Annotated in this window: 23 protein-coding genes; 8 read left to right on the top strand and 15 right to left on the bottom strand. The window is 64.1% G+C overall.

What is annotated here, in order from left to right; translation table 11 throughout:
* Positions 1 to 2: 2 nt before the first annotated feature.
* From LHJ54_RS02660 to LHJ54_RS02685, 6 genes are all read right to left on the bottom strand, one after another.
* The gene (locus LHJ54_RS02660; protein WP_228242396.1) at positions 3 to 944 is read right to left on the bottom strand and encodes a DUF5996 family protein; all 942 of its coding nucleotides are present in this window, start codon (positions 942 to 944) and stop codon (positions 3 to 5) included.
* A complete protein-coding gene (locus LHJ54_RS02665) occupies positions 944 to 2,125 on the bottom strand; it encodes an acetyl-CoA C-acyltransferase (RefSeq protein ID WP_228242397.1) in 1,182 nt (393 codons plus the stop codon). The genes LHJ54_RS02660 and LHJ54_RS02665 overlap by 1 nt, the downstream gene beginning before the upstream one ends.
* Before the next feature lie 15 nt (positions 2,126 to 2,140).
* Complete coding sequence (locus LHJ54_RS02670) at positions 2,141 to 2,590, bottom strand: MaoC family dehydratase (protein ID WP_228242398.1); 450 nt, start codon at positions 2,588 to 2,590, stop codon at positions 2,141 to 2,143.
* Positions 2,591 to 2,752: 162 nt separating this feature from the next.
* The gene (locus LHJ54_RS02675) at positions 2,753 to 4,105 is read right to left on the bottom strand and encodes an HD-GYP domain-containing protein (RefSeq protein ID WP_228242399.1); all 1,353 of its coding nucleotides are present in this window, start codon (positions 4,103 to 4,105) and stop codon (positions 2,753 to 2,755) included.
* 164 nt (positions 4,106 to 4,269) lie between these two features.
* Positions 4,270 to 4,929: a PEPxxWA-CTERM sorting domain-containing protein gene (locus tag LHJ54_RS02680; protein ID WP_228242400.1), complete on the bottom strand. Its 660-nt coding sequence runs from the start codon at positions 4,927 to 4,929 to the stop codon at positions 4,270 to 4,272.
* Between the two features lie 321 nt (positions 4,930 to 5,250).
* Entirely contained in the window at positions 5,251 to 5,937 is a 687-nt protein-coding gene (locus LHJ54_RS02685; protein WP_228242401.1) for a uracil-DNA glycosylase, read from the bottom strand.
* Between the two features lie 58 nt (positions 5,938 to 5,995).
* Here LHJ54_RS02685 and LHJ54_RS02690 point away from each other — a divergent pair, with 58 nt between their 5' ends.
* From LHJ54_RS02690 to LHJ54_RS02700, 3 genes are read left to right on the top strand one after another with little or no spacing between them, the layout of a single operon-like run.
* Positions 5,996 to 6,613, top strand: coding sequence for a ribonuclease D (locus tag LHJ54_RS02690; protein ID WP_228242402.1), 618 nt, complete (start codon positions 5,996 to 5,998; stop codon positions 6,611 to 6,613).
* A gap of 28 nt (positions 6,614 to 6,641) precedes the next feature.
* Positions 6,642 to 7,304, top strand: coding sequence for an LPS export ABC transporter periplasmic protein LptC (locus LHJ54_RS02695; RefSeq protein WP_228242403.1), 663 nt, complete (start codon positions 6,642 to 6,644; stop codon positions 7,302 to 7,304).
* Entirely contained in the window at positions 7,301 to 7,867 is a 567-nt protein-coding gene (locus LHJ54_RS02700; RefSeq protein ID WP_228242404.1) for an LptA/OstA family protein, read from the top strand. The genes LHJ54_RS02695 and LHJ54_RS02700 overlap by 4 nt, the downstream gene beginning before the upstream one ends.
* Before the next feature lie 20 nt (positions 7,868 to 7,887).
* Here the strand turns inward: LHJ54_RS02700 and holA are convergent, their stop codons facing one another.
* The 4 genes from holA to LHJ54_RS02720 are packed head-to-tail and all read right to left on the bottom strand — an operon-like array spanning position 7,888 to position 12,417.
* Positions 7,888 to 8,946 carry a DNA polymerase III subunit delta gene (gene holA / locus LHJ54_RS02705; protein WP_228242405.1) on the bottom strand — a complete coding sequence of 353 codons (1,059 nt, stop codon included), beginning with the start codon at positions 8,944 to 8,946 and terminating at the stop codon, positions 7,888 to 7,890.
* Positions 8,943 to 9,437: an LPS assembly lipoprotein LptE gene (lptE, locus tag LHJ54_RS02710; protein WP_228242406.1), complete on the bottom strand. Its 495-nt coding sequence runs from the start codon at positions 9,435 to 9,437 to the stop codon at positions 8,943 to 8,945. The genes holA and lptE overlap by 4 nt, the downstream gene beginning before the upstream one ends.
* Positions 9,434 to 11,941, bottom strand: a complete 2,508-nt coding sequence (gene leuS / locus LHJ54_RS02715; RefSeq protein ID WP_228242407.1) for a leucine--tRNA ligase — start codon at positions 11,939 to 11,941, stop codon at positions 9,434 to 9,436. The genes lptE and leuS overlap by 4 nt, the downstream gene beginning before the upstream one ends.
* 26 nt (positions 11,942 to 11,967) lie before the next feature.
* Positions 11,968 to 12,417 (bottom strand): DUF3576 domain-containing protein, encoded by a 450-nt coding sequence (locus LHJ54_RS02720; protein ID WP_228242408.1) that lies wholly within the window; start codon positions 12,415 to 12,417, stop codon positions 11,968 to 11,970.
* A gap of 345 nt (positions 12,418 to 12,762) precedes the next feature.
* On the opposite strand from LHJ54_RS02720, the gene LHJ54_RS02725 reads away from it, so the two are divergent.
* Both LHJ54_RS02725 and phbB read left to right on the top strand, forming a co-directional pair.
* The gene (locus tag LHJ54_RS02725; protein WP_228242409.1) at positions 12,763 to 13,557 is read left to right on the top strand and encodes a hypothetical protein; all 795 of its coding nucleotides are present in this window, start codon (positions 12,763 to 12,765) and stop codon (positions 13,555 to 13,557) included.
* Between the two features lie 98 nt (positions 13,558 to 13,655).
* A complete protein-coding gene (gene phbB, locus LHJ54_RS02730) occupies positions 13,656 to 14,378 on the top strand; it encodes an acetoacetyl-CoA reductase (RefSeq protein WP_228242410.1) in 723 nt (240 codons plus the stop codon).
* Between the two features lie 181 nt (positions 14,379 to 14,559).
* On the opposite strand, the gene LHJ54_RS02735 is transcribed toward phbB, so the two are convergent.
* Complete coding sequence (locus LHJ54_RS02735; protein ID WP_228242411.1) at positions 14,560 to 14,943, bottom strand: response regulator; 384 nt, start codon at positions 14,941 to 14,943, stop codon at positions 14,560 to 14,562.
* Positions 14,943 to 15,962 carry a sensor histidine kinase gene (locus LHJ54_RS02740; protein WP_228242412.1) on the bottom strand — a complete coding sequence of 340 codons (1,020 nt, stop codon included), beginning with the start codon at positions 15,960 to 15,962 and terminating at the stop codon, positions 14,943 to 14,945. The genes LHJ54_RS02735 and LHJ54_RS02740 overlap by 1 nt, the downstream gene beginning before the upstream one ends.
* A gap of 137 nt (positions 15,963 to 16,099) precedes the next feature.
* On the opposite strand from LHJ54_RS02740, the gene fumC reads away from it, so the two are divergent.
* Both fumC and LHJ54_RS02750 read left to right on the top strand, forming a co-directional pair.
* On the top strand, positions 16,100 to 17,506 hold the full coding sequence (gene fumC / locus LHJ54_RS02745; protein ID WP_228242413.1) for a class II fumarate hydratase: 1,407 nt from the start codon (positions 16,100 to 16,102) through the stop codon (positions 17,504 to 17,506).
* Positions 17,507 to 17,786: 280 nt separating this feature from the next.
* Entirely contained in the window at positions 17,787 to 18,563 is a 777-nt protein-coding gene (locus LHJ54_RS02750; RefSeq protein ID WP_228242414.1) for an acetyltransferase, read from the top strand.
* A 115-nt stretch (positions 18,564 to 18,678) separates the two neighbouring features.
* On the opposite strand, the gene LHJ54_RS02755 is transcribed toward LHJ54_RS02750, so the two are convergent.
* Positions 18,679 to 19,248 (bottom strand): FxDxF family PEP-CTERM protein, encoded by a 570-nt coding sequence (locus LHJ54_RS02755; protein ID WP_228242415.1) that lies wholly within the window; start codon positions 19,246 to 19,248, stop codon positions 18,679 to 18,681.
* A 250-nt stretch (positions 19,249 to 19,498) separates the two neighbouring features.
* Between LHJ54_RS02755 and LHJ54_RS02760 the strand changes: the two genes are divergently transcribed.
* Positions 19,499 to 19,780: a ribbon-helix-helix domain-containing protein gene (locus LHJ54_RS02760; protein ID WP_228242416.1), complete on the top strand. Its 282-nt coding sequence runs from the start codon at positions 19,499 to 19,501 to the stop codon at positions 19,778 to 19,780.
* 4 nt (positions 19,781 to 19,784) lie between these two features.
* On the opposite strand, the gene LHJ54_RS02765 is transcribed toward LHJ54_RS02760, so the two are convergent.
* Both LHJ54_RS02765 and murA read right to left on the bottom strand, forming a co-directional pair.
* Entirely contained in the window at positions 19,785 to 20,015 is a 231-nt protein-coding gene (locus tag LHJ54_RS02765; protein WP_228242417.1) for a hypothetical protein, read from the bottom strand.
* Between the two features lie 87 nt (positions 20,016 to 20,102).
* The gene (murA, locus tag LHJ54_RS02770) at positions 20,103 to 21,386 is read right to left on the bottom strand and encodes a UDP-N-acetylglucosamine 1-carboxyvinyltransferase (protein ID WP_228242418.1); all 1,284 of its coding nucleotides are present in this window, start codon (positions 21,384 to 21,386) and stop codon (positions 20,103 to 20,105) included.
* Positions 21,387 to 21,406 lie beyond the last annotated feature (20 nt).

Here is a 21,406-nt window from a genome sequence, read left to right on the forward strand (position 1 = left end):
CCTCACAGCTCTGACGGCAATTCTCGCGGTGCGCCCACGCGACCGGTTGGCACCTCCAGCGCTCGGCGGTCCCAGCCAGCCAGCTCTGCTATGGCCGCATAGCTTGACTCCAGGAATTGCAACAAGGTCGCGTCGGGGTCAACAGCGTCTCGCACGCGAGCATAGGGGAGCACGAATTCACGCAACCCGTCGTGCCAGCGGGCGGCCTCGGGCTGAAGGCGCGCGTGCGGCAAACCGGTCGGCACCGGATAGCCATAGGCATAGAACGCAGCCTCCTCCATCCCGCCGCCGCCAAGCCAGAAGCCGAAGCTGGCGACCTCGTGGCTGTACGCCTCGCGCGTTACGGCATCGGGCAGGTTGGGAATGCCGCCCGGATGAAGCGGCGCCTTCCTTCCGGAAAATCGGGTCACGGCAAGATCCAGACTGCCCCAAAACAGATGCGACGGACTGGACTTGCCGACGAAGCCCGTGCGGAACCGTTCGAATACCCTGTTGGCTGTCGAAAATGCCGCATGGAGACGGCGAACAGTCCCGGCATCCCAAATCCGTTCCCGCCGGTCCTGTGCGAACGGCACTGCGGGGTCCACCTCGTTCGGCCCGCCCGCCAGTGAGACTTCGACCCCGCCGCGCTGCAGCAATTCGCCAAGAGCCCGGTGGAAATCGGCCACGGTCTGACCTGATAGCGTGAGCTCATCCGCAAAGCCGCTGCTGCTTTCCAGCACGACGCGGCTGCCCATGCAATCCACCAGCAGTTCCGCCTGATGCTCGCCAACGGGGACCGGATAGGTGCGGAACCCTCGTGGAACGACCTGCAGCGCCACATGCCACCCGTGGTTAAGCCACGGCAGCGTTCTTGTCGGCAGCTTGCCAACCACCTGCAGGTACGCATGGAGCGTCTCGACTACCCGCCGGTCGGCGGCGTAGTCGAGACGCGGCCAGCGCATCAGAACACCTCGAACAGCCCTGCCGCACCCATGCCGCCACCCACACACATGGTGACGACGACATATTTGGCGCCCCGGCGCTTGCCTTCGATGAGGGCGTGGCCGGTGCAGCGTGCGCCGGTCATCCCATACGGGTGGCCGATGGAGATCGATCCGCCGGACACGTTGAGCCGGTCATTGTCGATGCCCAGCTTGTCGCGGCAATAGATGACCTGCACCGCAAACGCCTCGTTCAACTCCCACAGGCCGATATCATCGACCTTCAGGCCAAAGCGGTCCAGGAGCACCGGGATCGCGAAAACCGGGCCGATCCCCATCTCGTCCGGCTCCGTTCCCGCGACCGCCATCCCGACATAGCGGCCGAGCGGCTCAAGGCCGCGCTTCTCCGCCACAGTTGCTTCCATGAGGATACAGGCGCTCGATCCGTCGGACAGTTGCGACGCATTGCCAGCCGTGATCGTGGTGCCTTCTCCCATGACGGGCTTGAGGCTCGACAAGCCTTCCAGTGTCGTTTCAGGACGATTGCCTTCATCCTTGGCGATCGTCACTTCTCGGTCGGAAATCTCGCCTGTCTCCTTGTTCTGCACCTTCATGGTGGTGGTGACGGGCACGATTTCCTGGTCGAAGCGGCCATCGGCCTGCGCCTGCGCGACGCGTTGCTGCGATTGCAGGGCATATTCGTCCTGCTGCTCACGCGTGATGCCGTACCGCTGCGCCACTGTCTCCGCGGTCTGGAGCATGGGCATATAGATGGCGCTATGCATCGCCAGCAACTCAGGGTCGGGCATAACCCGCATGTCCTTGGTCTGCACCAGGCTGATGGATTCCTGGCCACCTGCCGCGACCACGTCCATGCGGTCGACGATGATCTGCTTGGCGGCCGTAGCAATGGTCATCAGCCCGCTGGAACACTGCCGGTCGATCGTCATGCCGCTGACGGTGACGGGTGCCCCGGCCCTGAGTGCGACCTGCCGCCCCAGATTGCCCGCCTGCGCTCCTTGCTGGAGAGCAGCGCCCCAGAGGACATCCTGCAACTCACCCGGTTCAATGCCGGCGCGTTCAATGGCGGGCCTCAGCGAATGGGCGCCCAGCGTGGCGCCGGGAGTGGCATTGAAGGCGCCCTTATAGGCGCGGCCAATGGCGGTGCGGGCGGTGGATACGATAACTGCGTCGCGGGTCATGGTTTCTTGTCTCCGTCAAACAAACAACATGGTGATCCATTCGCAGATCAGGGCGGGCTTTTCCTCGCCCTCGATCTCGATGGTGATTTCGCAGGTCTGCTGCCACTGGCCGGGACGCTTTTCCACCATCTCCAGTAGCTTCCAGTGACCGCGGATGCGCTTGCCCGAACGCACGGGAGAGATGAAGCGGGTTTTGTTGCCGCCATAATTGATGCCCATCTTGACGCCGGTCGGCCTTGGCAGGTCCGAATTGTCCGACAGGTAAGGGATCATCGACAGGGTGAGGAAGCCGTGGGCAATGGTGCCGCCGAACGGCGTCATCTTGGCCGCTTCCTCGTTCACATGGATGAACTGATGATCGCCCGTCGCCTCAGCGAACTGGTTGATCCGCTCCTGACTCATCTCGGCCCATTCACTGGTGCCGATGTGCTGGCCTGTCTTTTCGCTGATTTCCTGCGGTGTCATGGCGTCCTCTGCTTGCCTCTCTTGTGCCGACCCCCATGCCTTATGGGGGCGGCGGAGGCAAATGCTAGAACGGCCGCGATCGCGCTGCACCGACCCCGCTTGCGAACAGCCTGCCTGACGTGTGTCGAGGAGCGATCTGCCCGGTTGCTGTGCGGTTTGCGGTCAAGCAGTCTGGACATGCGCGCGCAGCGCGGCGAAGCAGTCGGCATCGACCGCGCGGCCGATCTCGCCCGCCATGATCGCTAGCGCCTGTTCGACCGGCAGAGCCGCGCGATAGGGCCGATCGGCGGTCAGCGCGTCGTAGAAATCGCACACGGTGATGATCCGCGTCTCCCGCCGGATGGTCCGATCATCGAGGCCCAGGGGGTACCCGGTTCCGTCCAGCTTCTCGTGATGCGCTGCGGCCAGGTCGGCCAGATCGCCCAGCACGCCTACCCGTCCCAGAATGCGCGCCGTATGGGCGGCGTGCTCGCGCATCTGCACCCATTCGGCCTCATCCAGACTGCCGGGCTTTTCCAGCACCGCGCTGGAGACGCCCAGCTTGCCGATATCGTGCAACGCCGCCGCGCGCCGCAGCTGCCGCAGGCGAGCGGCGGTGAGGTCGAGCCGCTGGCCGATGCCCTCAGCGTAGTCGGCGACGCGAACGGAGTGGCCGGCGGTGTATGGGCTTTTCGCGTCGATAACCTGTCCGAACGCGGCGGTAATCGCGTCGAGGCAATCCTCGTCCACCACCTGCTCTTCGGCTGGGGCGCGGGCCGCGACGAGTGCATCGATGAGGGGCGATTCGAGATCGCGCCAGAACCCAACCTCCCGCGCAAGGGTTGCGAACACCGCAGCCGCCGCGGGGTCGAGCCATTGGCCTGCCCGTCTCTCCACCTCGGCGGCCGCCGCGTCGCGCCCTCCGGCCTGATGGAAGACGTCAGCAACCTGCGCGAGCAGAGCCAGCCTGCTTTCCAGCGGAACAGCCTCGCCCGTCAGACCGTCAGGCCGCCCGGAACCGTTCCAGTGTTCATCGAGATGGTAGATACCGTGGGCGACCTCCTCGTCCCGGCGCAGGGTGCGGGCAATGGCTGAGCCGCGGGTGCAGCGCGCCACGATCATTTCCTGGGCAACGGCGTCGCCGTGGCGCAGGATATGGGCCACCGCGCCGATCCGCCGCCCCAGCGTTGCGGCGCGGCCCGTCTCCCGAAAGACGAAGCGCAGGGTGGAAGGCAGGCGCGCAGGCACCGTTTTCCAGCGCTGTTTGAAAGCGCGATCGTCCGCCAGGTACAGTTCCGCGATACGCGCGGCATTGGAAGAACAGCCCAGATCCTTCAGCAGAGCGGTATAGTGGACGTGACCCAGTCGAGCGCCCGTCACCCCCATCCGTTCAGCGACGCGGCCAGCGATGTAGCAACAGCGAATGGAGTGACCGGGCGGCTGCCCTTCGGTAAGGTCAAGCGCGTAGCTGAACGCCCCGGCTATGTCGCTGAAGGAGACGGTTGCTGCATCGCGCGTGAGGCTCTGGTGGAACACCGCATGGCGTATAGCTATCGCGCATGACGGAAGCGTGTGGAAGCTTGCTTAAGATTGGCTTTGCTGAACCTGCGGGATCAGCACAGGTGTTCGAAAACAAAAGAAAGGCCGGTCGGCAGAACGCCGACCGGCCCCAATTTTCCTTACAAACGGAGTTCGTTGCCTCAGATGGAGTAACGAACCCGCACAGTGTCGCGGTTCTTGCGCGACCGTAGGGACGCCCCGACGAAGCCGAAGCCCAGGAGCATCAGCGCCCAGGTAGCCGGTTCGGGCACGGCGGCCTGAAGGGCGATGTTGTCGATTTCGAACGCTTCGGAGGTCGAGGTCAGCCGCAGTCCGGCAAGGTTGAAGCTGTCCGATCCGTCAACGCTGAAATAGACGATCGGGTTGCTGCCGGGCAGTACCTGGTTGCCGAAATTGCTGGCAATGATCTGCGAGCCGGTGAACTGGGCCAGGACGTTGCCAACCGAGTCTAGAAACTCGAGCGTGTTGTAGGTGTCAACCGACCCCCAGATCAGCGAGATCTGACCGATTGGCGCGGTGAAGCTGGAAATGTCGACTGTCCCAACCGTACCAGTGCTCGGGCCGACCGTGTAGTAGAAGCCGGTGCTGGCGGGCGGCTGCGCCCCATTGCTGCTCGAGCCGGTCTTGATCAGGCCTCCGGTGACCGGCGGCGTGTTCACGTCAAAGTCGAAAGTAGGTGCCGGACCGTTGTAGGGAACGGAGCCTGGCTGGGTATTGACCAGAACGATGGCGGCATTCGCCGTTCCTGCCAATCCGGTGAACGCGAGGGCCGCTGCCGCAGCCAGTAAAGAACGTCGCATATGTTGAACTCCCATGCACATTACTTGACAAGCGCACGCCCTGATGAATGCGCCGAGCTTTGCGACCCCGGACTGAAGAGAGGATGGCGAATCACGCGTTCGCCTGATGTCTCTTCCTGATGCAGTCTCTAATCGTAAACGGGTCGTAAACCAATAGGCCGCAGCATCGGAAAAGCCATCTTTCGAAAGGTTGTACCGAAGCGGCACAATTTGGCCCAGATTACTTGCGGTTACTGCTTACGCGGTGAAAATGTCCCGGAATTTATGGTTAACAGCCGGGGTCTACTGCGCGCCCTCCAACGTCCTCGGGCGCGCAACTGTTCAGGTCAGGCGCCAGTCGACCTCGGCGCGGCCGTTCGACTTCAGGAACAGATTGGCGCGGCTGAACGGGCGGCTGCCGAAGAAGCCGCGGCTGGCGGACAAGGGGCTGGGATGGGCGCTGCGGATGACCAGGTGGCGGCCGGTGGTGAGGGCGGGTAATCCGCTGGCCCTGGCCTGCGCATGCGCGCCCCAAAGGACAAAAACGCTGGGCAGCTGGCGCGCTGCCACCGCCTGGAGACAAGCGTGCGTCACCGCCTCCCAGCCTATGCCTGCGTGGCTACCCGCCCTTGCCTCCGCCACCGTCAGAACTGTGTTAAGCAGCAGGACACCCTGCTGTGCCCACGGCGTCAGGTCCCCTGATGCTGGCATGGGCAAACCCAGGTCGGTGTGCAGTTCCTTGAAGATGTTGCGCAGCGAAGGGGGCAGGCGCACGCCCGGCGGGACCGAAAACGCAAGCCCCGTCGCCTGTCCGGCTCCATGATAAGGGTCCTGACCAAGGATCACCACCTTGACCTGCTCCAGCGCGGTCAGTTCCAGCGCGCGCAGCCGCGTGCCTGGTGGCGGATAGATGACTTCGCCCTTCGCCTCTTCCTCGTGCAGCCATTGCGCAAGACGTCGCCCATCGGTGGAGGTCAGCACCGGCTCCAGCACGTTCCGCCAGCTTTCCGGCACCGTCTCGTCGATCATGGCGTCAGGCGCTAGCGCCCCTTCCCCTCATCCCGCAACCCGCCTAGGGACGTGGGATATGGCAGTGCATTTCCACGAAGAAGACCTTCCCGCTGGCGTCCTGGCGGATGGTCCCATTGCGGTTGACACCGAAACAATGGGTCTCGTCACCCGGCGCGACCGGCTGTGCGTCGTCCAGCTGAGCGATGGCGGGGGCGACGAACATCTGGTCCGGTTTGCCCCCGGCAGCGACTATGCCGCCCCCAATCTCAAGGCTGTGCTGGGTGATCCGGCGCGGCTGAAGCTGTTCCATTTCGCCCGCTTCGATCTGGCTGCCATCGAATACTACCTCGGCGTCACCGCGGCGCCGGTGTTCTGCACCAAGATCGCCAGCAAGCTGACGCGCACCTATACCGACCGGCATGGCCTCAAGAACCTCGTCACCGAACTGCTCGGCGGCGACATTTCCAAGGCGCAGCAAAGCAGCGACTGGGGCGGTGCCGAATTGTCTGAGGCGCAGCGCGATTATGCCGCGAGCGACGTGCGCTACCTCCACCGCCTTCGCGACGTGTTCGAGCAACGACTGGAGCGCGAAGGGCGGCGCGAAATCGCGCAGGCGTGCTTCGACTTCCTGCCCACGCGCGCGCGGCTCGATGTGCTTGGCTGGCCAGACCACGACATCTTCAGTCACGAGTAAGCGGGAGCGACGTAACCGGCACCACAGCATGGCAGCAAAACGCATCGAGACAGCCGAAGCCAAGGCGCTGCGCAGCCGGCGACAGCGGTTCGCCGCCCCCGGGGGTTCGCACGACCGCCTGGTGCGCCTGCTCGCGGTTATCCTGCCGATGGGGATCGGCATCGTCGCCGCGCTGATCGTCGTTGTTCCGCTTGGCCCACGCGGCGAGGTCAGCTTTCTGCTCGACCGCAACGAGGTGGAGACGGTGAACAACCGTGTCGCCGTCCAGAGCGCGTTGTATCGTGGGCAGGATGTGGAAGGCAAACCGTTCTCTCTCACTGCGGGTCAGGCGGTCCAGCGTTCCGCAGCGGAGGGGCTGGTGTATCTGAACAACCTGTCCGCGCAGATCCTCCTGACGGAAGGGCCGGCACGGCTGACCGCACAGGGCGGCATCTACGATCCGGCGCGCCAGCAAGTGCAGGCGACCAGCCCGGTGCTGTTCACCGCCGCCGACGGCTACCGGATGCTGGTGCGCGGCGTCGGCGTCGATCTGCGGCAGAAGGAACTGACCGGCTCCGGCGGCGTCAGTGCGGTTGTGCCCGCCGGAACGTTTCGCGCCGACCGGCTGGAAGCCAGCCTGTCGGCGCGCACGATCACTCTTGAAGGCAATGCGCGCGGACGCCTGGTGCCCGGCGAATTGAGGATGCCATGATGAGTTTATCTGCCCTGTCACTAGCTACCCGGTCGCTGTCGGCGCTGTCGTTTCGCTCGTTCGCCCTCGGCTTTGCCGGCACGCTTGCTGTGGCTGCGGCTTACGGGGTGAATGCGCAGGCATTTGCGGGGCAGGACACCAACGCCCCAGTCGACTTCGCTGCCGACCGCATCCAGTTGCAGGATCGGGAGAACCGCGTCGTTCTGACCGGAGGCGTCGTGATTCGTCAGGCAGCACTTACCCTCAGGGCGGAACGGGCCCTTATCAACTACACGGATACGGGCGGACTGCAGATCGACCGCCTCACCGCCACCGGGGGCGTGACCGTGACCCGCAACAATGAAACCGTGCGCGGCCAGGTAGCGGTTTACGATTTCGACCGGCGACTGATCACCATGTCCGGCGATGTGCGGGTCGCGCGCGGGACGGACAACCTGCGTGGCGGGCGGCTGGTCATCGATCTGCGCAGCGGAGTGGCGACAGTTGACGGAAGCGCGGGAGGCCCGGGGACTTCGGCGGGACCGGGTCGGGTCACCGGGTCGTTCACCGTCCCGCAGAACTGACCTCTCCCCCAGCTGCCTTGTCAGCCTGGCACAGGCTGACGCCGGCGACAGGCAGCCTTGGCAATCATCGTCAACTCCTGCGCCAGCAGCACGTCGGCTGCCCGGTTGTCGCGCATCAGGGCGCGGTGAAGAAGCGCGATCCGTTCAATCAGGCGAAGGAGGTCCGTGCCCTGCCAGCGTCGGAGCTGGATTTCGAGATCGGGCCGGTCGCGCCAGAAGATGCGCCGGGCCTTCTGCTCGGCCTCCAGCATCTGCGCCACATTGCCATGCGGTCCGATGCGGCCAGCCAGCTGGAACAATTGCGCGACTCGCCGCTCGAACGCGAGACACACACCGACAGGGTTCAGTTGCAGTGCTCGCAGGCGGTCCATCTCCCCCGGCAGCTTCGCCAGATCGCCCGACAGCACGGCGTTGACCAGAGGTAGAAACCCTTCCTCCTCTACAGCGGCGCCGATGCTGCGCAGGTCGTCGGCGCTGGCCGTGCGAGGACTTTGCGCGGATGCATCGAGATACAGCGCCAGCTTCTCGACCTCGGATTGCGCCAGCCGCACGTCAAGCGAACAGGCACGCGCGATCTGCTCCGCCAACTCACTCCCCAGGCGAACCCCGGCGGCATCGCCAAGCTGGCGCACCGTCTGCGTCATCGTGCGCAGATCGGGCGGCCAGAACATGACCACCGCCGCGTCCGGCCGCCCCTCCAGCAGCTTGGCAGTGCGCGCCTTGTCGGTCGCTCCGCTGGCATGGACGAGAACGGGACAGGCGGCGCCCGCGCCCGCATCGCCGGTTTCAATCAGGATCTTGATCGCTTCCAGCGCATCATCGCCCTGCACCCGCGCCAGAATGTGCCGCGCGCCGCCGAACAGCGATCGGGACCGCGCTTCGTCCCCAAGCCGGGCCGGATCGTTCCTGAGGTCCGCGCCCGACAGGTCGATTCGTTCACCCGCATCGGGCAGATGACCCACCAGCGAGCCCGCCGCGGCGAGAGCGCCCGCTTCGTCCGGACCGCAGAAGAAGAACACGGCGGCTTCCCGCGCCAGCTGAGCCGCGCGGGCCGGAAACTCCCGCTGGGTCAGCTTCATGGCTGCTGGCGAAGCGTCAGGGCAAGCTGCGTCACCATACGCTCGGCAACCTCTTCCGCCAGGTTTTCCAGCGCCCGCTGCTCGGCCACGATCGTGGCATAGTCGCTGGACACGACATCGATCCCCGCGTCCGATCCGGTGGTCGCATCCAGCAGGATCTCTCCTGTCGCGATATCGACCAGCTGGTAACGGGCGCGCAGGATCCGCCTTTCCCGGCTGATTGTGTCGTCGCTGAGGATACCGAGCGATTCCAGCTGATCGTCCAGCCGGACATCCAGGCGGTAGCGAGCAGCTGCGCCCGTCCCAGCCGCGTTCAACCGATCCCTCAGCGCTGCCCGCATCAGCCACCCGGCCCGGCCCGGGATTGGCGCAACATCGACCTGCGCCAGGCTGGACGCGACATAGCCGCTCCCGCCGCCGCCATAAAGCGGCTGTAGCCCGCAGCCCGGAAGGACGAGCGCTGCGGCGACCAGGAGCGCCGTCTTCCTCATACCACGATGTTCACCAGTCGGTCCGGCACAACGATGATCTTGCGAATAGCGGCGCCGTCGATGGACCGCTGCACCTTTTCACTCGCCAGCGCCAGTTCCTGAAGGTGCGCCGTATCCGCGCCCTTGGCCACGGTGAGCGTGTCGCGCAGCTTGCCCTTGACTTGCACCGCGACAGTCACCTCGTCTTCCGCCAGCAAGGCAGGATCTACGCTGGGCCAAGGCGCATCGGCGATCAGGCCGTTCTCGCCCAGTTCCGCCCACGCCTCTTCCGCCAGATGGGGCATCATGGGGCTTAGCAGCAGCAGCAGCGTTCTGATCGCCTCGCTGCGGCTGGCGGATGGAGCAGCCTTTTCGATCGCGTTCGCCAGATCATAGAGCCGGGCCACCGCCTTGTTGAAGCCGAGCGCCTCGATATCCTGCGCGACAGCGGCAGTCGCCTGATGCGCCTTGCGCAGCAGTGCCTTGTCCTCGCCCGTGGCGACGGCGTCGTACTGGCCGAACAGCCGCCAAGCACGCTGCACAAAGCGCCAGCACCCCTCGATGCCCGCATCCGACCAGGGCAGGTCACGTTCGGGCGGCGAATCGGACAGCATGAACCAGCGCACCGCGTCCGCGCCGTAACGATCGACGATCGCATCCGGATCGACGACGTTCTTCTTCGATTTGGACATCTTGACCACGCGGCCGGCCGTCACTGGCAGACCGTCACTGATCCTGACCCAATCGGCCCCGTCGCGGCGCACCTGATCGGGCGACAGCCAGCTGCCGTCGCCCAGTTGATAGGTTTCGTGGGTCACCATCCCCTGCGTGAACAGGGAGGCAAACGGTTCCGCGACCTCCAGCCTTCCCGCCCGCTGCAGCGCCCGCGTCCAGAAGCGGGCGTAGAGAAGGTGGAGAATCGCGTGCTCGACGCCGCCGATATACTGCTCCACCGGCAGCCACTGCGCGACTTCCGCGGCATCGAACGGCTTGTCCGCCGGCTGGCTGGCGAAGCGCAGGAAATACCACGAGGAATCGACAAATGTGTCGAGAGTGTCGGTTTCCCGCCGTGCCGGACCGCTGCACTGCGGACAGCCGACCTGCGCCCAGGTCGGGTGGCGTTCCAGCGGATTGCCCGGTGCGTCGAAGCTGACATCTTCGGGCAGGACAACCGGCAGCTGATCCCTGGGTACGGCGACCACGCCGCATGCGGCACAATGGATGAAGGGGATCGGCGTCCCCCAATAACGCTGACGCGACACACCCCAGTCGCGCAGGCGCCAGACGGTCCTGCCCTGCCCCCAGCCGCCTGCCTCGGCGCGGCGGATGACCTCGGCCTTGGCTTCATCCACGCTCATGCCGTCAAGGAAGCCGGAGTTGACGATCAGGCCGTCATCGGTGTCAGCCTCGGCCAGCGGCGCATCCGCGTCGGCCGTGCTACGCCCGACGACGCGCGGGATCGGCAGGCCGTACTTGGTCGCGAATTCGAAATCCCGGCTGTCATGCCCCGGCACGCCCATGACGGCGCCGGTGCCGTAATCCATCAGTACGAAATTGGCGATGAAGACCGGCAACTGCGTGTCGGTGAACGGGTGCCGCGCGGTCAGCCCTGTGTCGAAGCCCAGCTTTTCGGCTGTTTCGACTTCGGCCGCGGTGGTACCGCCGCGCTTGCATTCGGCAATGAAGCCTTGCGCCGCCGCGTTGCGTTGCGCGACCGCCTGCGCGACCGGGTGATCGGCGGCAACCGCGACGAAGCTGGCGCCGAAGATCGTATCCGGGCGGGTCGAGTAAACCGGCAGCCTCGTGCCGTCGGAAAGAGAAAAGCTGAATTCCAGCCCCCGCGACCGACCAATCCAGTTTTCCTGCATCAGGCGGACCTTGTCCGGCCATCTGTCCAGACTTTCCAGCCCTTCCAGCAGGTCATCGGCGAAGTCGGTGATCTTCAGGAACCACTGGTTCAGCTTGCGCTTTTCCACTGGCGCGCCGCTGCGCCAGCCTTTGCCGTCGATCACCTGTTCATTGGCAAGCACGGTCTGGTCCACCGGATCCCAATTGACCTCCGCTTCCCGCCGGTAAACCAGCCCCGCATTGTGCAGGTCGAGAAACAGCGCCTGTTCATGGCCATAGTATTCGGGGTCGCAGGTCGCGAACTCGCGGGTCCAGTCGAGCGCAAAGCCGATGCGCTTGAGCTGAGCTTTCATGTGGGCGATGTTGTCGCGCGTCCAGCCGCCGGGATGCACGCCCTTTTCCATCGCGGCATTTTCAGCGGGCATGCCGAACGCGTCCCAGCCCATCGGGTGCAGCACCTCGTGCCCCCGCATCCGCTTGTAGCGGGCCAGCACGTCACCCATGGTGTAATTGCGCACATGGCCCATGTGGATGCGCCCCGATGGATAGGGGAACATCTCCAGCACATAGGATTTGGGCTTGGGCGACCCGCTGTCGGCGGTGAAGGTGTTCTCCGCCTCCCACCTGGCCTGCCAGCGGCCATCAACAGCCCCCGGATTGAACCGCCGTTCGCTCATGTCGCCCCCGCCGAACGTTCAGGCGGTCAGGAGGCGAGTGCCTCGCGCCGCAGATCGCGGGCGCGGGTCAGGATGATGTCTTCCAGCTTCTGCACGGTCGCCGCCTGCACCGGCGCATCGACCCAGTTGCCGTTCTGCGCAATCTGGCGACTCGCTGCGACCCGCAGCGCATCTGCCCGCAGGTCCTGGTCGAGGATGGAGACGGTGATCTTGACCCGCTCGGCCGGGTTCTGCGGGTCGGTGTACCAGTCGGTGATCACTACCCCGCTGTTCGCGTCGGCCTGCAGCAGCGGCGCGAAGCTGACCGCCTCAAGCGTCGCGCGCCACAGGAAGGAATTTACGCCGATCGTCGTCACCTGGGCGGCGGCCGCATCGGCCCGCGGGCGCGAGGGTCCTCCGCAGGCAGCCAGTGTGGCCACAATGGCCAGCGCAGCGGCGGAGCGGACGGGGAGGAGCTGAAAAACTGGCTGGATCACGAAAAAAGGTTCCTGCGGCTGAAATCGGTGAACACATGCCCACTCTTGGCAGCCGCTCTATACCCGTCGCACCCTTGCGGGCAAGCTATGGCATGAAGGCTTCGGCAGGCAGGACGAAGTTACGCGATCAGGCCGTGAACCCCTGCTTAATCCCGCGTCTTAACAAAGTGTGGGCAGCAGGTCACACCCTGCGGGCAATCGGGCCATAATGGACGAGGATTGACTCGCACATCGGCGCGCTGAGCCCTAGCTTCGTCAGACAGGGGCGCGTTTCAGGAACCATTAACCGTTCCGGCGCCTTAAGAACCGACGGCAAGGAGGATACGCTTACACAAGCGGTTACCTATGGCACACCGTTCTGTCTTTTCTGGAGTTGGCAGGCGCATTGCGCTGGCGGTCGGCGGCGTCTGCCTGACGCTGGCGATGCCTGCGGCCGTGGTGGCGCTGGGTAACAACCGGGCAGAGGCCGCAACGGATCGCCTGCTGCCGTCATTCGCCAGATTCACGCCGGCTGGCATGGACACCGAACTGGCGCGGCGGGCCGAAGCCATCGCCGAGGAACGTGGCCTGACCTTTACGCCGGCGGGCAACGTTGGCCTGAGAAGCAGGCCCATCACCGTAGCCGTTCGCATCGATGACGAAGTCGCCCGCGCCGTGACCATTCGCCGGTCCGCAGCCCTTGCCGCTGCGGGTTCGTCGTCAACCGCCCGCATGCCGCTGGCCATAACGCCGTCCCGTTTCGATCTTGGCATCGCCCGCGGTTACCAGAGCTTCGCCCAGTCGGCTCCCAGCGTTCCTGCGCAATTGGGGCTGGGCACGCGAACGCCCGTGCTCGAAAACGTCCCGATGGCTGACCTAGCGTCGTATGGCCGCCCCGTGGCCGATCGCGGGGGCAAGCCGTCGCGCTTCTCGTCGCGAGTCGTCTTTGAAACGGAGGAGGGCGCCCCTGGCCGGCCGCCCCGTACGCTGGAAGCGCTGGGCGAGCAGAGCGTGGACGTGTCCGGTTCCTATCGCGTACTCAAGAACCTGAACGTCACCGCCGGTGTCCGCCTGTCGCAGGACCGTGACCGGCTGGCTCCGCTGACCGACGGGGTGGAAGACGACAAGGCGGTCTATGTGGGCACGCAGTTCAAGTTCTGATCCTCCCGTCGGCCAGTCAACTACCCGCTTGTTCCCCGTTCTCCTCCCGCTAGTATGACGGTGGCACGTCATCGGGCGGCCGAACAGGGGAGAGAACCATGGCTCGGGTAGCGATTGTTACCGGTGGCACGCGCGGCATCGGCCGCGCCATCTGCGAAGCGTTGACCGCCGACGGCCTGACCGTTGTTGCCAATTTTGCCGGCAACGAGGAAGCGGCGCGGCTTTTTTCGGAAGAAACCGGCTGCCGCGCGTACAAATGGGACGTAGGCGATCACGAGGCTTGCCTTGACGGGTGCGAACGGGTCACACGCGAGATCGGCCCGGTCGAGATCGTCGTCAACAATGCCGGCATCACCCGGGACGCAACCCTGCACAAGATGACCTTCGACGACTGGAACGAAGTCATGCGGATCAACCTTGGCGGTTGCTTCAACATGGCCAAGGCGTGCTTTCCCGGCATGCGGGAGCGACGCTGGGGCCGAATCGTCAACATTGGCTCGATCAACGGACAGGCCGGACAGTACGGGCAAGTGAATTACGCCGCCGCCAAATCCGGCATCCACGGCTTCACCAAGGCGCTGGCGCAGGAAGGGGCGCGGGTCGGCGTCACGGTGAATGCAATCGCTCCGGGATACATCGATACCGACATGGTTGCAGCCGTGCCGGAAACCGTACTGGAAAAGATCGTCGCCGGCATTCCGGTCGGCCGATTGGGTCAGGCCCACGAAATTGCGCGGGGGGTGTCGTTTCTGGTCAGCGAAGATGCCGGGTTCATCACCGGATCCACGCTGAGCATTAATGGCGGACAGCACATGTATTGAGGAAGTGTGCGGGCGGCGGGCGACGGGCTGGACTGGAACGGCCAACTGGCTGTGGGTCAAAGACATGGCGGTGATGCCGCCTCGTATCGCTGCAGCCGAGGGCTGACCGTGCGGCCAGTTGAGCGGCCGCGCGCGAGTTTTACCGCCCGCTCAGAGAAAGGCTTCTGCCCACCCGGTCCGTTCAGGTCGTCATGTCAGCCAATGCTGCCGCGATGTCGCTGGAGCTATAGGGTTTCGGAATGACTCGGTCGGATGCATAGTTTTCCTCGAGAGCCGCGGCTCCGTATCCGGTGGCAAAGACATACGGCACGCCCTTTACCCGAAGCGCGTCTGCCACGGGATAGCTTCGTTCCCCGCTGAGGTTCACGTCCAGTATGGCGGCATCGATTCCGCCTTTCTCGATCAGTCCAAGCGCCTGATCGACCCGGTTGGCAATACCTGCAACCAACATCCCGAGGTCATGCAACATGTCCTCCAGCAGCAGGGCAACCAGCCCCTCGTCTTCCACCACCAGCACCCGCAGGTTCGCCGGGCGCCGGCTTCCAGAGTGCGCGGCCTCCTCCACTACGCACGCTCCCCCTCACCTTGGGGGAAGGGGGCTGAAATCGTGCAGCGCAGGCCGTCCTCAAGGAATTGCAGTTCCACGGTTCCGTCCAGTTCGGCTACAAGAGCGCGTTGCAGCATGACTGTCCCAAAGCCCCGGGTTTTCGGTAGCTCGACGGACGGTCCGTCGCGTTCTTGCCAGACCAGGTGCAGGATCGAGCCTCCTGTGGGTGCCTCCGGCCGAAGCGTCCAATCGACAGTGACTCTTCCCTCGGCGGTGGAAAGAGCCCCGTACTTCAGTGCATTGGTGCACAGTTCGTGCATTCCCATGGCGAGGGACACGGCAGTCTGCGGGCTTAGGAGCAATTCCGGTCCATCGGCCACGATCCGCCCCTGCGCGTCCTGGCAGACCGCGAAAGCGTCAGCCAGCAACTGCTTGAGGCTGACCGCCGACCAGCTGTTCTCAGTAAGCAGGCCATGAGCCGCAGCCAGCGCCCTGAGCCGGCCTTCAAACGCCAGGAGCGACTCGTTCCGATCGCCGTGATTCTTGAAGGTTTGGGCCGCCACGCTCTGCACGATGGCTAGGGTATTCTTTACCCGGTGATTGAGTTCATCGATCATCAGCCGCTGGCGGCTCTCAAGCTGCTTTTGCGCTTCGATGTCGATGCAGCTGCCGAAGTAGCCCGCGAATTCGCCGTCCCGTTCAAACGGGGCGCCGTTGTCCAGCAGCCAGCGGTACTCCCCGTCGTGCCGGCGCAGCCGGTATTCCATCGTGAATGGCCGCCGCGCGTCGAAGGCTTCGTTGTAATGGGCAACGCAGCGGTCGAAATCGTCCGGATGAACACCTTCGGCCCAGCCGTACCCCAGCTCCTGATCCATTGACCGGCCGGTGAACTCAAGCCACGGCTGGTTGAACCAGTCGCACAGCTTGTCCGTGTTCGAGCGCCAGATCATCACCGGCGCGTAATCTGCCAGCTCGCGAAACTCGGCCTCGGATTTCTGCGGCGCTTCGGGCAAAGCTTCTCCGTTTTCATCCTTCATGCGGCCGGCCTAACCGGGGCTGCCCGCACGCGCAAGCGCCACTTGCGCGTGCGGGCGCCATGTACATCTGTGATCCCATTCACAAATTGCGCCGACCGCCATTCCCTCGCCGCACAACTCCCGCTAACGGCTTGGGGATGACCGACAAGCACGACACCCGTACCGAAACAGACACCATTGGTGCCATCGCCGTCCCCTCGGAACGGCTGTGGGGAGCGCAAACCCAGCGAAGCCTCGAGAACTTCCGCATCGGCGGCGAACGCATCCCGCTCGAGATCGTTCACGCGCTGGGACAGATCAAAGGCGCGGCAGCACGGGCCAACCACACTCTTGGCCTGCTTGATGACACGCTTGCGAACGCGATCGCCGACGCTGCGAAGCGAGTCGCCGACGGCGCGCTTGACGACGAGTTCCCGCTGGTGGTCTGGCAGACCGGTTCCGGCACCCAGTCGAACATGAACGCCAACGAGGTGATCGCAGCCGCCGCGTCTGAAGCGCTGGGCGGGAAGCGCGGCGAGAAAAAGCCGGTTCACCCCAACGATCATGTGAACATGAGCCAGTCGTCCAACGACACCTTCCCAACTGCCATCCACATCGCCTGCGCCCTGCTCATCAATCAGAGACTTCTTCCCGCCCTCAAGGCTTTGCAAGCGGACCTTGCCGGCAAGGCGCGGCAGTGGAGCCATATCGTCAAGATCGGACGGACGCACACGCAAGACGCCACGCCGCTCACGCTGGGTCAGGAATTCGGCGGTTATGCCCGTCAGGTGGCGGCCGGGATCGAGCGGGTCGAGATGACGCTGCCGGGGCTGTACGAACTGGCGCAAGGCGGTACGGCGGTCGGCACCGGATTGAACGCACCGGAAGGATTTGCAGACGCATTTGCACAGCATATCGCGCAGGAAACCGGCCTTCCGTTCACCACCGCGCCAGACAAGTTCGAGGCGCTGGCGGGGCAGGATGCTCTGGTGTTCGCGCACGGCGCTCTGAACACGCTTGCCGCATCGCTTTACAAGATTGCCAACGACATCCGTTTTCTGGGGTCAGGTCCACGCTCCGGCCTGGGCGAACTTGCCCTTCCCGCAAACGAGCCGGGCTCCTCCATCATGCCGGGCAAGGTCAATCCGACGCAGGTAGAGGCCATGACGCAAGTCTGCGCGCAGATTTTCGGCAATCATGCCGCAATCACCTTTGCCGGAAGCCAGGGTCATTTCGAGCTGAACGTCTATCGTCCGGTCGTCGGCTATAACTTCATTCAATCGGTGCGATTGCTGGCCGATGCGAGCGAGAGCTTCACGCAGAACCTGCTCGCCGGGCTGGAACCACGTGAGGAAAACATCAGGCGCGGGGTCGAAAACTCGCTGATGCTGGTAACAGCCCTCGCGCCGCACATCGGCTACGACAAGGCAGCGAAGATCGCCAAGGCGGCGCATGAGAGGGGCCAGACGCTGCGGGAAGCGGCCCTGGCGAGCGGGGACGTGTCGCCGGACGAGTATGACAGCATAGTCAGGCCCGAAAACATGCTGGGACCGGATCAACGCTGAACCTGAGCTAGGCCACAACACTGAAGCGCGGAAGCTTCGCTGCGTCTATGAGTCGCCGCGCGGTTATGAAGCGCTTTGCGCATCACAAATCCAGTTTGTCTGGTCACAAAATCTTGCAAGCGTTCCGCGCTTTGCCTTCCGTTTGGCACCGCCCGTCGCTTTAACTATGCCTGTTAGGCTACCGCTAAGTACACGTCGTTGAAACCAGACCTGTTGAGGGGGCGCGAGCCGGAGCTTCTGGCATAACACTCCTCGGCAGATTAGTGGATGGACGGGTCGCATGATTGAAACCACTCGCAACAGGCGAGGCGAAGAAGCACGCCTCAGCACGCCTCCCACCGGACTGCGTCTGTACGAGGGCACCGTGCAAGATGAACGCCGGGGCAGCCAGACCTCCTTCGCCATTGAACTGGCGGCAACCGCCGAGCAAAAGCAGGCCGCCTGCGCGCTGGTTAACGCCAAATACGGCTGGCGCGGTTATGGCAACGATCACCGGCTGAGCGACAGCCTGACCTCCACTACCTTTTCCGCTACTCTGGAACAGGACATCGTCGGCACTCTTTCGCTGGTGGTCGACTCGCCCAGCGGGCTTTCCGCAGACCACACCTTCGGTGACACCCTCCAGTTGCTGCGCGCAGCGCCCGACACAAGATTGTGCGAGCTGACGAAATTCGCGTTCGACAGCGATTTCAACTCCATGCATGTGCTCGCGTCGCTGTTCCATACTATCTTCATCTATGGCACCACGCGCCACCGCTGCACGGATCTTCTGATTGAGGTTAATCCGCGTCACATCCGCTTCTATGAAGTAATGCTCTCGTTCGAGAAGGTCGGCGGATTGAGGACAAACGCGTCGGTCGACGCTCCGTCGCAACTGATGCGCCTCAAGGTGGCGGATATCGGACGCCATATCGAACGGCATCACGCTGGCGGCGGCGCTCCATCCAAGCGCTCGCTTTATCCGTTCTTCCTGACTGCGGCGCAGGAATATCTCATCCACGAGAGGATGGCGGATTTCGCCCGCGACTGGCCTTTTTCAGAACTGACCAGCGCGTAGCCCGGCTCGCAGCAACGCGGCCGTTCGCCTGAGGGCGGATCTTTACCGGATTAGGTCACGCAAAAAAGGGCAACGGTCATACCGCTGCCCTTCTTCGTTTCGATCGCCTGAAGGATCAGAAAGCGTAGCGAACGCGCGCTTCCGGGGCCTTGCGCTTGCGCATGGCGAAGCCAACCGCAGCGAAACCGAGGATCATCATCATCCACGTGGCGGGCTCAGGAATCGGAGCCTGCGGCGTGAAGGTCAGGTTGCCGCCGTAAGAGGCGTTGGTGTTGGCAGTGTAGTTCACGGTCAGCCGGTTCACATTGCCCGAGAAGATCGGAATGCTGTCACGGGCAGCCATATTCCCGGTCACCGCAACGACGAAATCTTGAATCCCGTTGTTGAAGATTACCGAGTCGAACCGCAGGCCGTTGGTGGCGGCCAAGGTGAAGCTGGTTACAACCGAGCCGCTCCCAAGCCCGATGAAGTCTCCGGTTACCGGCCCGATCTGAAAGATGAAGTTGTCGGTGCCAGTGCCGCTGAGTCCGCCATTCCCGATGACTGCCGATACCGGGCTGGTCCCGGTGGTTCCATCACCGAATACCGCAAACCCCGGGTTGCCCGGGAAAAATGTGGCTGCCTGCGCCGCAGGCGCAATGGCAAAGGCCGAAGCCGTTGCCGCAAGTGCGAGAAGTGTTCTCATTCCAAAAATCCTCCTTGAAGCTCCCCAGCTCCTGGTCGTGTGTGGGTGAGCCGTTAACACCTCTTTAACCTAATTCGGTCCCCGGCTGGAGTCTGCTTCTGAAGCTGCGACCCACTTTGGCACAAGATTAACAAACGCAATTTTGTCGGGAACTCATCTCGGGAGGAGGCTTTATTGTAAGTTGAGCAGCCTGCGACTAGCCGCCGCGACCAGCTGCTGTGACGGTCGCTCGACTGCTAATTAGAGGGTAATGAGAGCCTCTGAACCACCATATCACCCCCCGGTGAAACGCTCGGTCAGGATCGCAGGTCATCAGACCTCCATCAGTTTGGAACCGATGTTCTGGGAGATGCTGCGCCGCGCTGCGACCGATGAAGGTGTTTCGCTCAATGCATTGGTCAGGCGTCTCGATGCAGAGCGTCTGACGTCCCCGACTCCGCCGGGACTGGCCGGTGCCGTGCGTATCTGGCTGGTTCATCGCCTGCACCAGCACGCCAGCGCCGCCACTTCTGGCGTGCCGGAGCAGGCCTGAGGGGTCAGTATTTGGCCGTGGCGTCGCTGGCGGGATAGGTTTCGTCCAGAACCTCGTCCACTTTGGTCCAATTGTTCGCCTCACCCGTGGCAGTCGATGCCGCGCCGGCATTACGGAACTGGCCAACCGGCTCGTCCGGCGCGAATGCCGCGCCGTTGTGGCCGACCTTGTTCTTCTCGTAATATCTATACCCGGCATAGCCGAGAGCGCCCAAAACGGCGAGTTTACCTAGCATCAAGTGTCTCCTTCTGCGTGTGCAACGGACGAGAAGGAAAACAGGTCCGTGAAGCCTTGCTGCACCTGATTGACGCGCCAATGACGCTCAATCGTCGCCGACGCGCTGGATATCGGCTCCGACCAGCGCGAGCTTCTCCTCCAGCCGCTCGTACCCGCGATCCAGGTGATATATTCGCCTTACCTGCGTTTCTCCTCTCGCCGCCAGACCGGCGATGATGAGGCTCATCGAAGCGCGGAGGTCCGTCGCCATGACCTCCGCCCCGACCAATGGCGCCGGCCCGTGCACCGTTGCCGTGCGCCCGGACGTCTCGATCCGTGCACCCATGCGCCTGAGTTCCGGGACATGCATGTAACGGTTCTCGAAGATGGTCTCGTGCAGCACGCTGTCGCCGTTTGCCTGGGTCAGCAAGCTCATCAGCTGCGCCTGCATGTCGGTGGCAAGGCCCGGGTAAGGGTCGGTGGTGAGTTCCACCGGGCGCAAGGGGCCATTGGGCGACACCGTGACGCTTTTGGCGTCGCTCGTCACCTCGACGCCGATCGCCCTCAGAGCGTCAAGCGTCGCGCCCATTTCGTCTGCTCGCGCGCCTTCCAGCCGCACGGTGCCCCCGGTAATCGCAGCCGCGCAGGCATAGGAGCCGGCCTCGATGCGGTCGGGCATCACGCGGTAAGTCGCGCCATGCAGCCTTGGCTGCCCGTGCACGGTGATCTCGCTTGTGCCGACCCCCTCGATCTCGGCGCCCATTGCGATCAGCAAACGGCAGAGGTCGACAATCTCAGGCTCTCGCGCGGCGTTCGTCAGGCGCGAGCTGCCGCGTGCCAGAGCGGCGGCCATCACGGCATTCTCGGTTGCGCCCACCGATACGACCGGAAACGCGAAGCTTCCGCCGGGCAGTCCTTTGTCGGGCGCGATTGCCCGCACATAGCCTTGCGTCAGTTCGATACGCGCGCCGAGCGCCTCCAGCGCCTGCAGATGAAGGTCGATGGGCCGGTCCCCGATGGCACAGCCGCCCGGCAGCGACACCGTCGCGTCCCCGCTCCGTGCCAGCATCGGGCCGAGCACCAGGATGGAAGCGCGCATCTTGCGCACCAGTTCGTAGGGGGCCACACTCGACGTCAGCCGCGTAGCTTCCAGGGTAACGACGCGGCCGAAATCTTCCGGGCGCGACCCCTGGATCGTGTGCGCCACGCCAAACTGCCCCATCAGATGCTGAAACCCGTCGATGTCGGCGAGTCGCGGCAGGTTGCGCAGCGTCACCGGCTCGTCCGTCAGCAGCGCGCAGGGCAGAAGGGTCAAGGCGGAGTTCTTCGCCCCGGAAATAGGGATGGTACCCGCCAGGCGGTTGCCGCCCCGGATGATCAGCTTGTCCATGGCGAGGCTATTACCGTCTG

This window comes from Porphyrobacter sp. GA68, assembly GCF_022605525.1.
GTDB lineage: Bacteria > Pseudomonadota > Alphaproteobacteria > Sphingomonadales > Sphingomonadaceae > Qipengyuania_B.